The organism is Pseudoteredinibacter isoporae, from assembly GCF_040372805.1.
GTDB classification, from domain to species: Bacteria; Pseudomonadota; Gammaproteobacteria; order Pseudomonadales; family Cellvibrionaceae; genus Pseudoteredinibacter; species Pseudoteredinibacter isoporae_A.
The window spans coordinates 145,770-163,257 of sequence record NZ_BAABWJ010000009.1 but is presented as its reverse complement, the minus strand read 5'-3'; the positions used below and the strand labels follow the sequence as shown (position 1 = coordinate 163,257).

The 17,488-nt window shown below is 51.3% G+C and carries 16 protein-coding genes; 6 read left to right on the top strand and 10 right to left on the bottom strand.

Features of this window, described 5'->3' with window-relative positions; all coding sequences use genetic code 11:
* Positions 1 to 35 precede the first annotated feature (35 nt).
* The 5 genes from ABWW03_RS16545 to grpE all read right to left on the bottom strand — a co-directional run bounded on the left by ABWW03_RS16545 (position 36) and on the right by grpE (position 6,851).
* Positions 36 to 1,766: an AMP-binding protein gene (locus tag ABWW03_RS16545; protein ID WP_353410148.1), complete on the bottom strand. Its 1,731-nt coding sequence runs from the start codon at positions 1,764 to 1,766 to the stop codon at positions 36 to 38.
* A gap of 151 nt (positions 1,767 to 1,917) precedes the next feature.
* On the bottom strand, positions 1,918 to 2,724 hold the full coding sequence (dapB, locus tag ABWW03_RS16540; protein ID WP_353410146.1) for a 4-hydroxy-tetrahydrodipicolinate reductase: 807 nt from the start codon (positions 2,722 to 2,724) through the stop codon (positions 1,918 to 1,920).
* A gap of 127 nt (positions 2,725 to 2,851) precedes the next feature.
* Positions 2,852 to 3,973, bottom strand: coding sequence for a molecular chaperone DnaJ (gene dnaJ, locus ABWW03_RS16535; RefSeq protein ID WP_353410144.1), 1,122 nt, complete (start codon positions 3,971 to 3,973; stop codon positions 2,852 to 2,854).
* Between the two features lie 176 nt (positions 3,974 to 4,149).
* Entirely contained in the window at positions 4,150 to 6,081 is a 1,932-nt protein-coding gene (gene dnaK, locus ABWW03_RS16530; RefSeq protein ID WP_353410142.1) for a molecular chaperone DnaK, read from the bottom strand.
* 170 nt (positions 6,082 to 6,251) lie between these two features.
* Positions 6,252 to 6,851, bottom strand: a complete 600-nt coding sequence (gene grpE / locus ABWW03_RS16525) for a nucleotide exchange factor GrpE (RefSeq protein ID WP_435372765.1) — start codon at positions 6,849 to 6,851, stop codon at positions 6,252 to 6,254.
* Between the two features lie 225 nt (positions 6,852 to 7,076).
* On the opposite strand from grpE, the gene recN reads away from it, so the two are divergent.
* A complete protein-coding gene (recN, locus tag ABWW03_RS16520) occupies positions 7,077 to 8,747 on the top strand; it encodes a DNA repair protein RecN (protein WP_353410138.1) in 1,671 nt (556 codons plus the stop codon).
* A gap of 82 nt (positions 8,748 to 8,829) precedes the next feature.
* Here the strand turns inward: recN and ABWW03_RS16515 are convergent, their stop codons facing one another.
* Together ABWW03_RS16515 and fur are read right to left on the bottom strand one after the other, a co-directional pair.
* Positions 8,830 to 9,390 (bottom strand): hypothetical protein, encoded by a 561-nt coding sequence (locus ABWW03_RS16515; RefSeq protein WP_353410136.1) that lies wholly within the window; start codon positions 9,388 to 9,390, stop codon positions 8,830 to 8,832.
* A 128-nt stretch (positions 9,391 to 9,518) separates the two neighbouring features.
* A complete protein-coding gene (gene fur, locus ABWW03_RS16510; RefSeq protein WP_166849192.1) occupies positions 9,519 to 9,926 on the bottom strand; it encodes a ferric iron uptake transcriptional regulator in 408 nt (135 codons plus the stop codon).
* A 78-nt stretch (positions 9,927 to 10,004) separates the two neighbouring features.
* Between fur and ABWW03_RS16505 the strand changes: the two genes are divergently transcribed.
* Entirely contained in the window at positions 10,005 to 10,355 is a 351-nt protein-coding gene (locus tag ABWW03_RS16505; protein WP_353410133.1) for an outer membrane protein assembly factor BamE, read from the top strand.
* A 149-nt stretch (positions 10,356 to 10,504) separates the two neighbouring features.
* On the opposite strand, the gene ABWW03_RS16500 is transcribed toward ABWW03_RS16505, so the two are convergent.
* From ABWW03_RS16500 to ABWW03_RS16490, 3 genes are all read right to left on the bottom strand, one after another.
* Entirely contained in the window at positions 10,505 to 10,831 is a 327-nt protein-coding gene (locus tag ABWW03_RS16500) for an RnfH family protein (protein ID WP_166849196.1), read from the bottom strand.
* A 67-nt stretch (positions 10,832 to 10,898) separates the two neighbouring features.
* Entirely contained in the window at positions 10,899 to 11,345 is a 447-nt protein-coding gene (locus ABWW03_RS16495; protein WP_353410129.1) for a type II toxin-antitoxin system RatA family toxin, read from the bottom strand.
* Positions 11,346 to 11,385: 40 nt separating this feature from the next.
* On the bottom strand, positions 11,386 to 12,792 hold the full coding sequence (locus tag ABWW03_RS16490) for a sodium-dependent transporter (RefSeq protein WP_353410127.1): 1,407 nt from the start codon (positions 12,790 to 12,792) through the stop codon (positions 11,386 to 11,388).
* A gap of 160 nt (positions 12,793 to 12,952) precedes the next feature.
* Here ABWW03_RS16490 and smpB point away from each other — a divergent pair, with 160 nt between their 5' ends.
* The 4 genes from smpB (at position 12,953) to ABWW03_RS16470 (ending at position 17,481) form a co-directional block, all read left to right on the top strand.
* Entirely contained in the window at positions 12,953 to 13,426 is a 474-nt protein-coding gene (gene smpB, locus ABWW03_RS16485; protein WP_353410125.1) for an SsrA-binding protein SmpB, read from the top strand.
* Between the two features lie 239 nt (positions 13,427 to 13,665).
* Positions 13,666 to 15,012: a sodium-dependent transporter gene (locus tag ABWW03_RS16480; protein WP_353410123.1), complete on the top strand. Its 1,347-nt coding sequence runs from the start codon at positions 13,666 to 13,668 to the stop codon at positions 15,010 to 15,012.
* A gap of 13 nt (positions 15,013 to 15,025) precedes the next feature.
* Positions 15,026 to 15,802, top strand: a complete 777-nt coding sequence (locus ABWW03_RS16475; protein ID WP_353410121.1) for a TatD family hydrolase — start codon at positions 15,026 to 15,028, stop codon at positions 15,800 to 15,802.
* Positions 15,803 to 15,846: 44 nt separating this feature from the next.
* Complete coding sequence (locus tag ABWW03_RS16470; RefSeq protein ID WP_353410119.1) at positions 15,847 to 17,481, top strand: aminotransferase class V-fold PLP-dependent enzyme; 1,635 nt, start codon at positions 15,847 to 15,849, stop codon at positions 17,479 to 17,481.
* Positions 17,482 to 17,488: the final 7 nt, after the last annotated feature.

Here is a 17,488-nt window from a genome sequence, read left to right as displayed (position 1 = left end):
AAGTGGTGCTGACTCGATTTCCACGCCGTAATGGTTTAAAACTTTAGATTTAATTCTCGCGCCAATTTGGCAACAATCACTTCCAATTCAGAAGAGAGGCTTTGCTGAAACTGCAAAGCCATTTCACCGCTGTCGAGAATGTTGACATCAAAAGCGGGGAGTTTTTCAATCGAATCACCCAACAATTCTTTCACTGTGCGTTCAGTGGCCGCCGCTCGCAAGCTGGGCTTATGTACCTTACCCACCGCCGTGACCGGCAAGGCCTCTAGAATTTCAATAAACTTGGGACAAGCCGGTCGCTCAGCAATGTTTTCTACCGCATAGGTCATTAGCTCCTGCTCGGTTACGGAGTGGCCGTCATACAGCTGGACATAAGCCACAGGCAACTCACCAGCGTACGCATCCGGGCGCCCCACCGCGGCGGCCAAGGACACCGCCGGATGCTGTTCCAAACAGTTTTCGATCAACGCCGGATCAATATTATGGCCACTTCGAATAATCAAATCCTTCGCCCGCCCGGTAATAAACAGATAACCTTCGCCATCAATGTGCCCCAAGTCACCGGTATGCAACCAACCGTCATTCAGAGGGTTTTCATCACGCCCCAGATAACCTGCAAATACCACATCACCACGCACCAGCAATTCACCGCTGTCACCGGCTTTTTCGGCGCCATTGATACGCAAGTCAATCAAGTCACTGACATAACCCGCACTGCCCGGCACAGTAGACTTATGTATATTAGGCATCGCAATCGCGCCGGCGCACTCGGTCATGCCATAAATTTGGTAGAGCTCCAAACCTAAAATAGACTTCACATCGTGGCACAATGCTGCAGGTACCGGAGACCCGCCCGAGATTAAATACTTTAAGGATGAAACATCCGCATCGACAGGCACATTCACCATCGAGGCTACTGATGTCGGAATACCACCACTGACAGTAACCTGATATTTCTCCACCATCTGCCAGTGAGCCAGCACAACATTCGGATCACGGAAGCCAGCAATGGTAGGCAGTATAATTTCAATGCCCGCACACAAGCAGGAAAGCCCATTAATCATCGAACCGGCCACATGGAATAAAGGCAGGCCACTCATCACAACATCACCGGCTTCGAGGTTCATGCTTTCATGATGCAGGGCAACACAAGCCAGTTGGTTGCGTTGGGAATTTTGTGCCAGTTTTGGGGTACCCGTCGTGCCTCCCGTGTGAAAATAGGAAGCCATATCGTCCAGGCCAGGCAAGCTGTCTTCTTCCAGCGCATCGGCCGAATACTGGCCCAACAGCTGTTCAAAAAGCTCGTAGGATTCGGCCGGAAAGAAAACCGGAATCAAGGTAACCGGCTTCGATAAACGCTTCGCAACAGCCTCAGCTTTCTGCCAAATATCGCTGACTGGATTAGGCCCTAAAGCCATCAACACATCCGCATCGGCGGCTTCCATCAGTTGCACTAAGGCGTCTTCGTTCAACAGAGGGTTCAAAGGGTTCGCGACACCCGCCGTTTCAGCACCCCACATGATGGCATGAGCCTGGGGAATGTTGGGCAGCAGGAACGAACACACCGGACGTTCAGCCTGGCTTCGATCACGCAGCAATCTCACCACTCGCCGAATATTGTCCAGCAATTCCTGATAACTCCAAGACAGATCTTGGAAATCGTTCTTGAGGTCAGTCACCAAACGCAAGGCCGTTGCTTCCGGCTGCTGTTCAGCTACGGCGTTCAGGTAATGATAGATAGAGGAATGGGCATAATGATTGGACATAAATCACCGCGTTTTTCTTGTTGTATTTGTAAGAGCGTCGACTGATATGGATCAGACAGAAACCAGATACAACATTCTGACGCAGTTGAAGATTGTCCCGCAATAGCATTTGTTAAGGACGAGGACAAACATCCTCGCCCCTAAACCGGGTTTACTTCAAGCCAAGCACATCACGCATATCGTAAAAGCCTGCGGGCTGACCGGCCATCCAGGCGGCCGCCCGAACGGCACCACGAGCAAACGCCATACGGCTGGAAGCTTTGTGTGTAATCTCGATGCGTTCACCATCAGCCATAAACATCACCGTGTGATCCCCTACAACATCGCCACCGCGCACGGTAGCAAAGCCGATGGTGTCTTTGTCGCGGGCGCCGGTTTGCCCTTCACGGCCATACACAGCCACTTTCTCAAGATCACGATTGAGACTATCCGCCACGGCCTCTCCCATCGCCAAAGCCGTTCCTGATGGCGCATCAACCTTATGGCGATGATGCGCTTCATAGATTTCCACATCGTACTCGTCACCCAGAATGCTGGCCGCCTGCTCAAGCAGCTTCAGGCAAACATTCACACCGGTGCTGTAGTTCGCGGCAATGCAGAGAGCCATATCGCTCTGCAAGGCTTGCAGCTGATCTTTCTGCCCAGGATCAAACCCCGTTGTCCCAACAACCAAGGCCTTGCCATGCTCGGCACACAGGCGGGCGTTTTCCAGAGTCGCCACGGGCGCAGTAAAATCAATAACGGTGTCGACCTGCGCCAGAACCTGACTTAAATCACCGACAATTACAACGCCGTTTTTGCCCAGCCCCGCCAGCTCGCCGGCATCACTGCCAATTAAGCTGCTGCTAGGGTGTTCAACCGCCGCGACTAACTCGGCATTGGCGCTTTGGCTGATTGCTTCAATCAGCATGCGTCCCATGCGCCCCGCGGCTCCGGTAACGGCAATTTTTGCACTCATAATGGTTCCTGCTATGGCTATCAAGTAATTATGTAAAGTTTGGGGATTATATCCTAATACCCCCCAATGGCCAGGCACAAAAAAGCCCGGTAAAACCGGGCTTTCAGCACATCACAAGAAGGAAGACTTAATTGAAGAAATTCTTCATGCCTTCAAACCAGGAACTCTGGCGTGGCGAGTTGGTGTCTCCGGTCATGCTGGCCTGAAGTTCACGCAACAGTTCTTTTTGTTTGCTGGAGAGATTCACGGGTGTTTCCAGAACCACACGACACAGCAAGTCACCTGCTGAACCACCACGCACAGGAACAACACCTTTACCGCGCAAACGGAACAGTTTGCCCGTCTGGGTTTCAGCCGGCACTTTCAACTTCACACGACCATCCAGAGTCGGGACTTCCAACTCCCCGCCCAAGGCGGCGTCCACAATACTGATGGGCACTTCGCAATAAAGGTTTTTCCCCTCACGCTGGAAAATTTCGTGCTCTTTCACCGACACTTGTACATAAAGATCGCCAGGCGGGCCACCCGCCTCACCGGCCTCACCTTCACCGCTCAGACGAATCCGATCACCAGTGTCGACACCCGCAGGCACTTTCACAGACAAGGTTTTGGTTTCTTCTACACGACCCTGGCCACCACAATCGCGGCAGGGGTCAGAAATAATCTGGCCTTTGCCATGACAGTTTGGACAGGTTTGCTGCACAGAGAAGAAACCCTGTGTCATTCGCACTTGCCCCATACCACCACAGGTACCACAAGTGGTTGGCTTACTGCCTTCTTTTGCGCCGGAACCGTCACAGGTGCCACAATGCACCAATGTCGGAACTTTGATTTTTACGGATGTTCCCTGAACGGCCTTTTCAAGATCCAGTTCAAGGGTGTAACGCAAATCAGCTCCACGAGCCGGACCACCGCGACCGCGACCGCCACCACCTGCGCCACCGAAAATATCACCAAAAACATCACCAAAAATGTCACTGAAGTTACCGAAGCCCTGGCCGCCGCCCATGCCGCCTTGGCTTGGATCTACACCAGCGTGACCGTATTGATCATAAGCCGCACGTTTCTGCGCATCGGATAAAATTTCATATGCCTCACTGGCTTCCTTAAATTTATCTTCAGCCGCTGCATCGTCCGGGTTGCGGTCGGGGTGATATTTCATCGCCACACGGCGATAAGCTTTTTTCAGATCTTTTTCTGAAACGCCTCGATCAACACCGAGCACTTCATAATAATCACGTTTGGACATAGTGACTCTTCAGCTAATTGCTTATTTGCGAATTCTTTGCCTCAAACAAACCTTGTTTCCATCAACAAGATGCTCGGCACATTTTCTATTTTGTTACGCAGCGCTCTAAAGCGCCCAGACGAAAACGGGAGGCCAAGCCATACAGCCGCCTCCCGTCATCAACGAAGGGCTAAGGATTACTTATTGTCATCCTTAACTTCTTCAAACTCAGCTTCGACGACACCGTCGTCCTCAGGCTGAGCCTGTTGCTGAGCACCAGCATCCGCACCTGCGGCTTCCGCTTGAGCAGCTTGCTCCGCGTAGAGTTTTTGAGCCAGAGAACTGGATGCTTCCGTCAACTTGTTGGTAGCAGCTTCCATGGCCTCTTTGTCGTCGCCTTTAACAGCTTCTTCGGCTTCCGCAAGCGCAGCTTCGATAGCCGCCTTCTCTTCGTCAGTGGCTTTATCACCAGCTTCTTCAACCGTTTTCTTGGTTGCATGAATCAAACCTTCCAAAGTATTGCGCGTTGTTACCAACTCTTCGAACTGCTTGTCCGCTTCAGCATTTGCTTCAGCGTCATTTACCATTTGATCGATTTCTTCATCGCTCAAACCGGAAGAGGCTTTAATAACAATCGACTGTTCTTTACCGGTGGCTTTGTCTTTGGCGCCTACGTTCAGAATACCGTTAGCATCAATATCAAAAGTCACTTCAATTTGTGGCATACCACGTTGTGCAGGAGGAATATCCGCCAAGTCAAAACGACCCAGAGATTTGTTCTGGGAGGCTTGCTTACGCTCACCCTGTACCACGTGAATCGTTACTGCAGTCTGGTTGTCTTCCGCTGTGGAGAAAACCTGGGACTTTTTGGTCGGGATAGTGGTGTTCTTATCAATCAATGGCGTCGCGACACCACCCATGGTTTCAATACCCAGTGTCAGAGGCGTTACGTCCAACAACAATACATCTTTAACATCACCAGCCAGTACCGCACCTTGAATCGCAGCACCCATGGCAACGGCTTCATCAGGGTTAACATCTTTACGTGGCTCTTGACCAAAGAACTCAGCCACTTTTTCCTGAACCAATGGCATGCGAGTCTGACCACCGACCAAAATAACATCGTCGATTTCACCAACGGAAAGATCGGCATCTTCCAAAGCGGTTTTTACAGGCTTCAGGGAGTTAACAACCAAGTCTTCTACCAGAGATTCCAACTTGGCACGGGTCATTTTCACAACCAAGTGCTTAGGACCAGTTGCATCAGCGGTGATGTAAGGCAGGTTCACTTCTGTTTGCTGAGAAGATGACAGTTCAATCTTGGCTTTTTCAGCGGCTTCTTTCAAACGCTGCAGAGCCAGTGGATCATTGTGCAGATCAATGCCGTTTTCTTTCTTGAACTCTTCGGCCAAGTACTCGATCAGACGCAAGTCGAAATCTTCACCACCCAAGAAGGTATCACCGTTGGTGGCCAGTACTTCAAACTGATGCTCACCATCAACGTCGGCAATCTCAATAATCGAGATATCGAAGGTACCACCACCCAGGTCATAAACCGCGATCGTACGATCGCCAGTCGCCTTGTCCATACCGTAGGCCAATGCCGCAGCGGTCGGCTCGTTGATGATGCGCTTAACATCCAGACCCGCAATCTTACCGGCATCTTTAGTCGCCTGACGCTGGGAGTCATTGAAGTAGGCTGGAACGGTTACAACGGCTTCAGTCACCGTTTCACCCAGGTAATCCTCAGCGGTCTTCTTCATTTTCTTCAGTACTTCAGCAGAAATCTGTGGTGGCGCTTTCGCATCACCTTTGGCTTCTACCCAGGCATCACCGTTATCGGCCGGAACAATTTTGTACGGCACCATGGAGATGTCTTTCTGAACCACATCGTCTTTAAACTTACGGCCAATCAAACGCTTAACCGCAAACAGGGTATTTTGAGGGTTCGTCACAGACTGACGCTTAGCGCTCTGGCCAACCAGTACTTCACCGTCGTCGGTAAAGGCCACAATAGAAGGCGTGGTGCGATCGCCCTCGGCGTTCTCGATCACCTTAGGCTTATCGCCTTCCAATACGGATACGCATGAGTTGGTGGTACCCAAATCAATTCCGATAATTTTTCCCATGGAATTTCTCCAATTTCACTGGCGGCCTTGCCGCCTTGATCAATACAAATGTTCTTTACGTTAGAGCCCTGCGGCTCTGCTTCATTGGCCTTGCTAGCTATATGGGATCAGATTTCCCCAGTTCAAGGCCTCTTGTCCAACTTTGGGCAACTTTTCGTCAGCTTGGCCAACTAGGGCGCCTTGGCCACAACCACCATCGCTGGACGCACCAGGCGGCCATGCAAGGTATACCCCTTCTGGAAGACATCCATCACGGTATTGGGCTCTACGTCAGGGTTCGGCACCATGGTCATGGCTTGGTGAAACTCAGGATCAAAGGGCTCACCAGCGGGGTTAATCGCTTCAACCTTATGACGCTTCAGGCCATCCTGCATGGACTTCAGGGTCAGTTCGATACCCTCGCGAGCCGCCGCCAAACTGTCGTCTTCGGCGTCCATGGAATCCAGCGCACGCTCGAGGTTATCAACCACAGTCAGCATATCGCCAACAAACTTCTCCACGCCAAATTTATGGGCTTTTTCCACGTCCTGTTCAGCGCGACGACGCACATTGTGCATCTCAGCCTGGGTACGCAGTTCCTGATCTTTCAATTTGCCAATCTGGCTTTGTAGTTCTTCAATCTGCAGCACCAGTTCTGCCGGATTGACGTCCTCAACCCGCTCTTCAGAGGCCACGGCCTCTTCGGTGGTTTCTACGGCGTCTTGGGCATCAGTTGAAGCCTCGGCTTCCACATTCGGGTTTTGCTCTTCTGAGGACACAGCTATCTCCATCTAATCACAGGCAGGTCGCGAAGGTGACTTTTCAAATCGCGACCAATAATTTCTATCTGTCAGCATATATGGGGACATTTTTAGCGGCTTCAACAGGGCAATCGGTTACAAAACCCTACTTTCCATTGCAATTTATTGATCAAATATTGGCAGCCAGCCAAAACTACTGTATAAACACACAGTAAATATTCTGGACAGCGGGATTCTAGTGAGGAGGAGCGGGATATGCTCACCCAGCTCAGCATTAACAACATTACTCTGGTAGACAGCCTCGATCTGGAACTCGATCAAGGCCTGACCGCCATCACCGGGGAAACCGGCGCGGGGAAATCCATACTGCTCAATGCCTTGGGACTCGCCATAGGCGAACGCGCCGATGCCGATAAGGTCCGCAAAGACGCCAATAAGGCCGACGTATACGCCAGTTTTGATCTCAGTCAGCTGCCTGCGGCCCAAAAATGGCTGCAACGCCATGAACTCGACAGTGATGCCAGTGAGGAATGCCTGTTGCGCCGCGTATTATCGGCCGAAGGCCGAAGCCGAGCCTATATCAATGGCAGCCCGGTTACGCTGCAGCAACTCAAAGGCCTGGGGGAGCTGCTGATCGACATTCACGGTCAGCATGAACATCAGTCTCTTCTGAAGAAAGAACATCACCGCCGTCTGCTGGACAATTTCGGTTCTCTCAAACCCTTACTGGAAAAACTGAAGCAGGCCTTTAAAGATTACCGACTGTCCCAACAACGCTTTATCGAACGACGGGATAACGCCGAAGAGATCAGCGCCCGCCATCAATTGCTTAGCTATCAAGTGTCCGAATTGGATGAGCTCGCCCTAAACGAAGGGGAATTGGAACAGCTTGAGCAGGAACAGCTGCAGCTGGCCAATGCCGAAGATACGCTTCACAAATGCCAGCAGGTGGCCAATTTATGCGAAGGTGAAGGCGAGTTCAGCCTGCGCCAGGGCTTAAACCAGTGTCTGCAATGGCTTTCTGAAATTGACGGCAAGAGCTCGTCTCTCGGCGAAGCTGAAAATATGTTGGGCCAGGCACTGATCCAACTAGAAGAAGCCAATGGTGAAATTCAACGACATGTCGACAGTTTTGAAGCCGACCCAGAACGTTTGTTCGAACTGGAAAGCCGTTTGAGCCGTATCTACGACATTGCACGAAAACACCGCATTGATCCATCCGAACTCAGCGGGCTGCATCAACAACTCAGCCAGGAGCTGGCCGCACTCGGCAACGTCGACGAAGACCTGGACCAACTGCAGCAACAGTCCACAGCCGCCCTGAAGCATTATGAAGACCTGGCCACAAAGCTGGGACAAAAGCGCCAGGCAGCCGCCAAAAAATTGCAGGGACAAGTTAATAAGCAACTTGAAAAACTGGCCATGTCCAACGCTATTTTTAAGATAGCCTTAAGGCCGCTTGAGGAACCCAGCAGCAAAGGCAGTGAAGAAATTGAATTTTTGATTGCCACCAACCCCGGGCAAGATCCCAAACCACTGGGTAAAATCGCCTCCGGTGGTGAGCTGTCTCGCATCAGCCTCGCCATTCAGGTCATCACCGCTCAGACCAGCGCGGCGGCTACTTTGGTGTTTGATGAAGTAGATGTTGGTATCGGTGGCGCCACTGCGAATGTCGTTGGGCAGATGCTCCGCCAGCTCGGAGAGCGCTGTCAGGTACTTTGCGTCACTCACCTGCCCCAAGTCGCCAGTAAAGCTCATCAGCATTTGCAGGTCAGCAAAACTACTGACAAGGCCGGAGCGGCCTCTTCATTATCCAAGCTTGAAGACGATGAGCGTATTTCAGAAATTGCACGTATGCTGGGTGGCGAAGCCAGTAGCGAGCAGGCTGTTGCCCATGCCAGGGAAATGCTGTCCACGGTGCATTAACATAGCATTCATAAAGTACCCGCCATAAAAAAGCCCGGCCAAGGCCGGGCTTTTTTATGGCTGCTGTGCACGAAGTGTGTTGTTACTCTTCGTTAGCCGGTGTCTCATCACGCAGCTGCTCGTACTGGTTCGGATCCAAATACATCAGTTTTACGCCTAACGCCAACTTACGATCACGCTCTTTGATTGGCTCGATAGCCATCACCATAACATTGTAACGGCCGTCTTGATCTTGGGTAGCGCCAGGCAAATGCAAGAGCGCACTGCCGGTATTCTCATCGGTTAAAATATTCAAGTCACCTTTGGCATCAAGCGTCTGTCCAATCAAACTGATGGTCGCTCGGACCGAGGCTTCAAAAGAAGGGAAATTAAACGGGCCACGAAATTCACTGTAATCCAGTTTAATCTTCAAAGGCAGATCCAGTTTCTCTTCGACACCGGTGTCTTTATGGGTAACGGTTAGCGTCAGCACACCCACATTCAAACCTTTGCCAGATTTCAGATCTTTTAATGCCATCTTGGCCTTGTCTTTCGCCTGCACAACAAAGGTCTGATACAAAATGCGGCAAGCTAAATCACTCACCTGAACCAGGTTCAATTGAAAGTTGCGGGCCGGTGCCGCGGCTTTTTGTTCTTCTGTCATAACTATATCTGCTCTGTATTCGCACGTCGTCCAAGCCAGTGAGCCACATCAATGGGAAGACGAAAATGCCATTCTACAAACTAAAATGGGGCTCTATATGCCCCATTTTTCTCAACCGCAATGGTCGATTATTCTTTTGGTTTTACGTAAAGCACCAAGCTGTGGCCGACAATCTCGTAGCCATGCTCTTCGGCAATGGCATCCTGAAGACGTTCAATCTCTTCATTATGGAACTCTATCACTCGTCCGGTGTCCGTACAAACCATGTGGTCATGATGATCACCACGAGCCAATTCAAACACTGAGTGACCGCCATCAAAATTATGACGAACCACCAAACCCGCACCTTCAAACTGAGTAAGCACCCGGTACACCGTCGCCAAACCAACGTCTTCACCGGCTTCCATCAGCGATTTATAAACGTCTTCAGCGCTCATGTGGTGCTGTTCCGAGGATTCAAGAATTTGCAGGATCTTAACCCGAGGCAAGGTTACCTTAAGTCCAGCCTTACGTAATTCCTGGTTTTCAACAGCCATTTTTCCCCCAAGAGTCTTCTCAGTATTGAATAAGTTCAGGTATTATCTCCTATTAGTCTAACGAAGTGGAAGCCCTTCATGCAAAAAGCCGTAAAGCTCAGTATCGCCACCGCCTGTCTACTCCTGATCAGCGCCTGTTCCTACCTGAAATTCCCCGGGGTATACACTCTGGACATCCAGCAGGGGAATATCATTACTCAAGATATGGTTGATCAGCTGAAGCCTGGCATGACCAAGCGTCAGGTCCGCTTTGTTCTGGGCACCCCTTTGATCACCGACACCTTTACTCCAGATCGCTGGGATTATTACTACAGTCTGAAAGACGCCAACGGCAAAATCACCAAAGAGCGACTGACCGTATTTTTTGATGAAGAAGACAAGCTGGCACGCTTTACCGGTGACTTCCGCGCTGAGAACGGCGAGAGCTGATTACCGGAATACTCTTTATTCCTCACACGACACCTCGTGCCGGGGATGAAACGCATGACACAAAAAAAGAGCCGCACTGCTTAGCAATGTGGCTCTTTTTTATTTTCGACAGTATGGCTGGGCTTGCCTCTTGCCCGAGCGCGTTTACATTACTCAGCGCCCTCTCCCGCCGCTTTAGCTGCCCGTCGACGGCGAACCTCTTTCGGGTCGGCAATTAGAGGTCGGTAGATCTCGACGCGATCACCTTCTTTCAACAGATGCTCATGGGCTTTTAGCAAGCCTTTGGTCCCCAAGCTCTGTCCGAAAATGCCCATCTTCGCGGTATCAGGATCAATTTCAGGGAAGATCTGACAAATGCCTGACTTCTTCACCGCCTGTAAAGCGGTTGTTCCCGGCTCAACCAACAAGGAAACGATTTTCTGCTTGTCGGGCAAGGCATAGGCAACTTCTACAGCGATGGTTTCGATATCACTCATACGTAATGGCTCACACTTTTCAATTCGTGATGGCTAATCATATTTCGGCTTGCTCTTGAATCACTCATTACAACTTGCCCGGCCCATAGACATGTTCAGCACGCTGACACAGAGACGCCACTTGCTGATTGGCTATCTTTTCAAACAACTTACCAGCGGCTAACTGCAGAACCGCGTTATCAAAGGCAAAACGCAAACTCAGCTCTACTTTACAGGCGAACTCAGCCAAGGCCTTGAAGCGCCATTCTCCGGAAAACTCAGAAAACGGGCCATCGACCAGTTCCATCCTCATACAACTGGGTTCCAGCAAAGTGTTGCGGGTGGTAAATTCCTGTTTAATGCCCGCTTGGGACAAACGCAAAGTCGCGATCACGTAGTCATCACCACGTTCCAACACATCGGCAGCGACACAACCGGCCATGAACTGTGGGTAGGATTCAATATCCCCCACCAACTCAAACATTTGGTCCTGCGAATAAGCCACCAGGGCGCTGCGCTCAATTTCAGTGGCCATCTACACACTCATCACATTCAAATTTCAGCCCCGGCCATATTCACAACAACCAGTTTTGCAACATAGGCATAATGAAAATGGCATAAATCAATATGGGGGCGCCGTATTTTAACAGCAGAAGCCAGGCTTGAAAGCGCCATTTTGAATCTTGTTGAAATGCTTCGCGGGCATTTTCCACCGGTAATAACCAACCAACAATTACCGCCATGGTTAAACCGACGATGGGCATCAATACATTGGCGGTAACGTAATCCAGCATTTGGGAAAAGTTCAAACCATCCAATAGTTCCACTTGCTGCCACTGGTTAAAGGACATCACCACTCCCAGGCCCAGAGTCCAGCAAACAGTTCCTGCAAAAATGGCCCCCTGGTAACGTGGCCAACCACGATCCTGCATATGCGCAACCAAAGGTTCCATGAGCGGCACGATTGAACTCAACGCAACCGCGACCACTGCAATGTAAAACCAGTTGGCCAAAGAGGTGCCTTCCGGCATAGAACCAAAGACCGCAGGCAACGAAACAAAAAGCGATTCAGGCCCTGCTGCGGGTGCCTGCTCCGGAATCGACATCAATAACGGCAAAGCAACCAGACCCGCCAGCACCGCCAGCAGCAAATCCAAAACACTGATTCGCAACACCAGGCGCCCCATCTGGCTGCCTTTGGGCAAGTAGCCGCTGTAGGTCATGATAACGCCCAGACCGACCCCAAGAGTAAGAAAGCCATGTCCCAAGGCGAGCAACACGGAGGTCCAAGTGAAGTCTTCTGGACGAAAAACGAACATCCATTCCAGCGCGCGGCTGAAATCGTCCAGGGAAGACAGCTGGTACACCAGCGCCAGCATAATGATAAACATAGCGGGCACGAGAATTTTTAACACCCAGGCCAGGACTCGAATGCCGGCTGCCACCAGCACCACAGCGGCCAGCATCATTACCGAATGCCAACCCAGCATGGTGGTTTGGTCCAACAGGAAGCGGTCAAAGTCAGCCCGGCTGCTGGCAAAACTGATCCCTTCGAATCGATGCTCCATGGCCATACTCAGAAACTCCAGGCCCCAGCCCCCCATTACACTGTAAATGGGCAGAATCAAAAGGCTGGCGGCAATGACCAGATAGCCAATCAAGCGCCACCAGCTCGATATTCCCGCGAGTTGCGCGACCGACGCAACCGCGATCACCGGATTCCCACGTCCCAAGCGGCCGATCAATAATTCGGCAAGCATGATAGGCACGGCAAGAATGATCACGCACAATAAATACACTAATAAAAACAGGCCCCCGCCATGCTCCCCCACCAGATAGGGAAAGCGCCACAGATTAATCAGGCTAACGGCGGCACCGGTGGCTCCCCACACAAACGGCCAATAGCCCAGCCAACGCTGCTCTTGGGCGTCGCTGGGCATATCCGATGGGAAAGAAACTGTGCTTTCAAGGGTTTCACTCATGAAGTGGATGCTACCATAATCACTGCACCCTGCCTGCTTCAATTGCTGCCTTCTACTGCCACTCAACAGTCTTAAGATCTGTACCTTTTATGAGTCAGCGGAGGCTGACTGTCGGATCTTAGCTGGGCTTTCCAGACACTTGCCTTTATAATCCGCCGCCATGGCAAAGAAGCAAAAAAAATCCAATCCCAACACCATCGCTCAGAATAAACGCGCCCGTTTTGATTATCATATCAGTGATACATTCGAGGCCGGTCTGGAGTTAATGGGTTGGGAAGTTAAGAGTCTGCGCGAAGGCAAGGGACAACTGACCGACAGCTACGTTTTTTTTAAAAACGGAGAAGCTTTCCTGTTGAACGCACAGATTCAACCTCTGATCAGCGCATCAACCCATTTCGTTACCGAACCGACCCGCTCCCGTCGCTTACTGCTGCACCGCAAAGAGATCGCCAGATTGCGACAGGCTGCCGAGCAACAAGGTTACTCCGTCATCGCGCTTTCGCTTTACTGGAAAAACCACTTGGTGAAATGCCAGATAGGCTTGGGTAAAGGTAAGCAGCAACACGACAAACGCGAAACCGAAAAACAGCGCGACTGGAATCGCCAGAAGCAACGTTTAATGCAATCACCGTAGAGGCCGCGAACACTCAGGTAATGTCTTCCCTGCGCTTTTTAGGCACAGCCAGGAGCGCAGGAGCAATCAAATGAGAGTTAACGGGCTCAAGCCTTTATCAATATTGCCAATTTTCGCCTTATCGGCCAATTTCTCGCATCAATCGCCAAATTACGGCAAAATCAGCGCAGTAACCGAGTGAGATTGACCGTGCGCGATCACGGCACCATCTACCCAACTAGAATAATGAGACGTAGATTATGAGCAGCCCCAGGGGACAATTTTCTTCAAAAACTGGTTTTATTATGGCCGCGGCAGGTTCTGCTGTGGGTCTTGGCAATATCTGGGGCTTTCCAACCCAGACCGCAAGTAATGGTGGCGCTGCCTTTGTCTTAGCGTATTTAGTCCTGGCGTTCTGCTTGGCCTACCCTGCCTTGATGGCCGAGTTGACACTTGGCAGGCATTCACGCTCAAACACGGTTGACGGTTTGGCTTCTGTCGCCAGCAGCCCGATCACTAAATTCTTTGGCCGTTTTACCGGTTGGTACGGCATTGTTGTCGCCAGTTTGATCTTGAGTTTCTACACTATTATCGCCGGTTGGATGGTCGCATACCTGATTGCTCCCGCGGCCGAAATGTTGAGCCTGGATGCCGCACAACAGTGGCTCACCGAACAAAGTAACAGCCGCAATCTGATTTTTGGCGGGCTGTTCGCCGGTCTGACCATGGCGATTATCGCCAGTGGTGTCGAATCCGGTATCGAACGCTGGTCTACCCGCTTAATGCCCGCCCTGATTATCCTGCTGTTGTTGCTGATCATTTATGTATTAAGCCAGGATGGTGCCGCCGAAGGCCTCAAACTCTATCTGTTGCCAGACCTGAGCCAGTTGAGCAATCCTGACTTGATCGTCAGTGCCATGGGACAAGCGTTCTTCTCCCTGTCACTGGGTGTCGGCACCATGATGATTTACGGCTCATACCTCAGCAAAGATGACAGCCTGCCACGATTGGGCGCCATCGTGACCACCGTCGATGTGGGTATCGCTTTTACTGCGGGACTGCTGATCATCCCGGCTATGTTCGTCGCCCAACATCACGGCGCCACCATTTACGGCGAAAACGGTGAGCTGTTGGCAGGCCCGGATCTCATTTTCCAGGTTTTGCCCGTACTGTTTGATTCCATGGGCGCCGCCGGCCCTTGGGTAGCAATTGCCTTCTTTGGCCTGATGACCATCGCCTCTCTGACCTCGTCCATCTCCATGTTGGAAGTCCCTGTTGCGCGAGCGGTCGAAACCAGTCAGGCATCTCGCCCCATTGTTACGATGATTATTGGCGGCATTATCTTTGCCATCAGCGCTGTGATTATTCTGAATTTCGGTAGCCTGTTTGGTTTGGTTGTGGATTTCACCACCAAATACAGCCAACCGATTCTGGGGATTCTGCTGTGTATCTTTGCGGGCTGGATTATGCATCGCGATCGTCTGCTGGCTGAACTCAAAGAAGGCCATGAGGATATTGAAGACAGCCTGTTTTGGAAAATATGGCCTGTGTATGTGCGCTTTTTCTGCCCGGCCCTTATCGTGCTGAGCTTTTACAAAAGCCTGTAAACACGGACCTACCATGGAGCTGATCGACAGCCACTGTCACCTGGACTTTCCCGAGTTCACGCCAGTCGATCAGCTCTGGCAACAATGCCGCCAGCAACACATCACCAACATCATTATTCCAGCCACTGAAGCCAAACACTGGCCGCGCATTCAGACACTCTGCAAACAATATAAAGGCTGCTATTGGTCTGCGGGTCTGCATCCTTGGTGGGTAGAACATCAATCCTATCTCGAGCTTCAGACGGCATTGGAGCAAGCGTTGGAAGACCCTCATTGTGTTGCCATAGGTGAATGCGGTCTGGATGGCAGCAAAGGCATCAGCGATCTTCATACACAGGTCTTATGCTGGCAGCTCGAACAGGCGCGCGATCGTCATATGCCGTTGATATTGCACGCCCACAAAGCGCATCAGGCATTGTTGCCACTGCTTAAAGCCTACCAACCGCTCACCGGGGTGGTGCACGGCTTTCACGGTAGCCTGGAATTGGCCCACCGTTATATTCGTCTTGGCTTTTTGATCGGTATCGGTGGCGGTATCACTTACCCTCGCGCACAAAAAACTCGGAGCATGGTCAGCCAGCTCAGTCTCGATCATATGGTTCTGGAAACCGATGCGCCATCCATGCCCCTGTATGGCCATCAAGGAAAAGCTAACAGTCCACTGGCACTGGCCGATATCAATCAATGTCTGGCTGATATCCGATCGGAATCCGTAGAGGACATCGCCAATATCACAAGCGCCAACAGCCGCCGCCTATTTGGTCTGGATCTGTGCGACAATCGCGCTTGACATAAACCAGCGCACAACGCTCCAACCCTCGTTTAGAACGCCCTATGAATTCAAGCATCTTCGACGCGGTTCAATTTAAAGCCCATTTTCCGGCACTGAAAAATCAGGCCGATCACTACCTGGACAATGCCGCTACGACCCAAAAGCCGCTCACGGTTATTGAAGCCATCAGTCGCTATTACCAAACCGGGGTCGGCAATGCCCATCGTGGCAGCCACCGCTACAGTCGCGAAGCGACCGATATTATTGAACAATGCCGCCAGCGTACCGCGGCCTTTATTCAAGCCGAAAGCGCCAAAAATATTGTATTCACCCAAAGCTGCACGGCGGCTCTCAACACCTTGGCACGAGGCATCAGCGAACAGCTACAAGCTGGGGATGAGATCATTTTGTCCGTGCTGGAGCACCATGCCAACTTATTGCCTTGGCAGGATGCCGCAAAACGCAAAGGGCTTATTCTGAAATTTCTCCCCGTCAACAATGGGGAACTGGATATAGCGTCGCTGGACGACTTGATCACCGACAGAACCCGGGTGCTAAGCCTGAGCGCCTGTTCGAACACCTTGGGCTGCTCACCGGATTTACAGGCCGTTCGTAAACGTCTCCCTCAATCCTGCCTGTTCGTGGTTGATGCCGCACAGTACATTGCCCACAGCCCTGTCAATGTTGAAGCGCTCGGCTGCGATTTTTTGTGTTTTTCCGCACACAAAATGTATGGCCCTGAAGGTCTGGGGGTGCTCTATGGCAAACACACTCTACTCGACAACCTCCCCCCACTGCTGAGCGGTGGCGGCATGATTCAGCACGTCGACCTGGAGGAGAGCCGTTATCTGGAAGCCCCTCATCGATTTGAAGCCGGCAGTCCCGCAACCGCGGCCATTGCGGGCTTTCATGCAGCTCTGGATTTCTTTGCACAATGGCCACAAGACAGCATCAAACAACACAAGCAGGCGCTTTGTCGTTACGCCCATCAAGGCTTGCAACAGTTTCATCAGATTAAACTCTTCAGCCACGCACACAACCCTGCTGGAATTGTGTGTTTCAGCCTGCAAGAACAGGAATTGAATATTGAACTGGCCGACTTTTTGGACAGGCATGGTATCGCGATAAGACAGGGTCACCACTGCACCCAGCCGTTGCTGCAAAGCATGAAGCAAAGCAGTTTATTACGCGCCTCGATTGCGCCGTATAACACCCAAGAAGATATCGATGCTTTATTACGTGCGTGCGACGCCTTTTTAAAAAGCCAGGAACAACTCCGTCAAACCGCTCCGAATAGCCCGACCAAAAAGGAACTCAATCCACAACGTGCAAAAGTCATCAGCGGAAAGATGGGGTGGCAACAACGACAGAAACAACTCATTCTCTGGGGCAAAGAAATTGCCATCAAGGCCGAGATTCGCAAAGAACGCTATCTGATCCCTGGCTGCGAATCCGCGCTGTGGCTGCACGCCAAACGCCGCAACGGTTATTGGCATTTTCGCCACGACAGCGACGCCCGCTTGATTCGAGGCGTAGCTGCATTGATTTTAAGTTGGGTTGATGGTCGCAGTACTTCAGAGATTCACGCCTTTGATTTTGCCCAGGCGATTGAAGAACTGCAGCTGGAAAACTATCTGAGCCCATCACGCAGCAATGGCATTCACAGCCTGATTAACTATCTGCGTAATTTACCCTGATTCCGCT

Coding starts and splice junctions, on each gene's coding strand:
- fur (WP_166849192.1), bottom strand. CDS start 9,926: ATGGCTGTTGAAAACCAGGAATTACGTAAGGCTGGACTTAAGGTAACC.
- recN (WP_353410138.1), top strand. CDS start 7,077: ATGCTCACCCAGCTCAGCATTAACAACATTACTCTGGTAGACAGCCTC.
- dnaK (WP_353410142.1), bottom strand. CDS start 6,081: ATGGGAAAAATTATCGGAATTGATTTGGGTACCACCAACTCATGCGTA.
- ABWW03_RS16475 (WP_353410121.1), top strand. CDS start 15,026: ATGGAGCTGATCGACAGCCACTGTCACCTGGACTTTCCCGAGTTCACG.
- ABWW03_RS16490 (WP_353410127.1), bottom strand. CDS start 12,792: ATGAGTGAAACCCTTGAAAGCACAGTTTCTTTCCCATCGGATATGCCC.
- ABWW03_RS16545 (WP_353410148.1), bottom strand. CDS start 1,766: ATGTCCAATCATTATGCCCATTCCTCTATCTATCATTACCTGAACGCC.
- dapB (WP_353410146.1), bottom strand. CDS start 2,724: ATGAGTGCAAAAATTGCCGTTACCGGAGCCGCGGGGCGCATGGGACGC.
- ABWW03_RS16505 (WP_353410133.1), top strand. CDS start 10,005: ATGCAAAAAGCCGTAAAGCTCAGTATCGCCACCGCCTGTCTACTCCTG.
- dnaJ (WP_353410144.1), bottom strand. CDS start 3,973: ATGTCCAAACGTGATTATTATGAAGTGCTCGGTGTTGATCGAGGCGTT.
- ABWW03_RS16515 (WP_353410136.1), bottom strand. CDS start 9,390: ATGACAGAAGAACAAAAAGCCGCGGCACCGGCCCGCAACTTTCAATTG.
- ABWW03_RS16480 (WP_353410123.1), top strand. CDS start 13,666: ATGAGCAGCCCCAGGGGACAATTTTCTTCAAAAACTGGTTTTATTATG.
- ABWW03_RS16500 (WP_166849196.1), bottom strand. CDS start 10,831: ATGAGTGATATCGAAACCATCGCTGTAGAAGTTGCCTATGCCTTGCCC.
- smpB (WP_353410125.1), top strand. CDS start 12,953: ATGGCAAAGAAGCAAAAAAAATCCAATCCCAACACCATCGCTCAGAAT.
- grpE (WP_435372765.1), bottom strand. CDS start 6,851: ATGGAGATAGCTGTGTCCTCAGAAGAGCAAAACCCGAATGTGGAAGCC.
- ABWW03_RS16495 (WP_353410129.1), bottom strand. CDS start 11,345: ATGGCCACTGAAATTGAGCGCAGCGCCCTGGTGGCTTATTCGCAGGAC.
- ABWW03_RS16470 (WP_353410119.1), top strand. CDS start 15,847: ATGAATTCAAGCATCTTCGACGCGGTTCAATTTAAAGCCCATTTTCCG.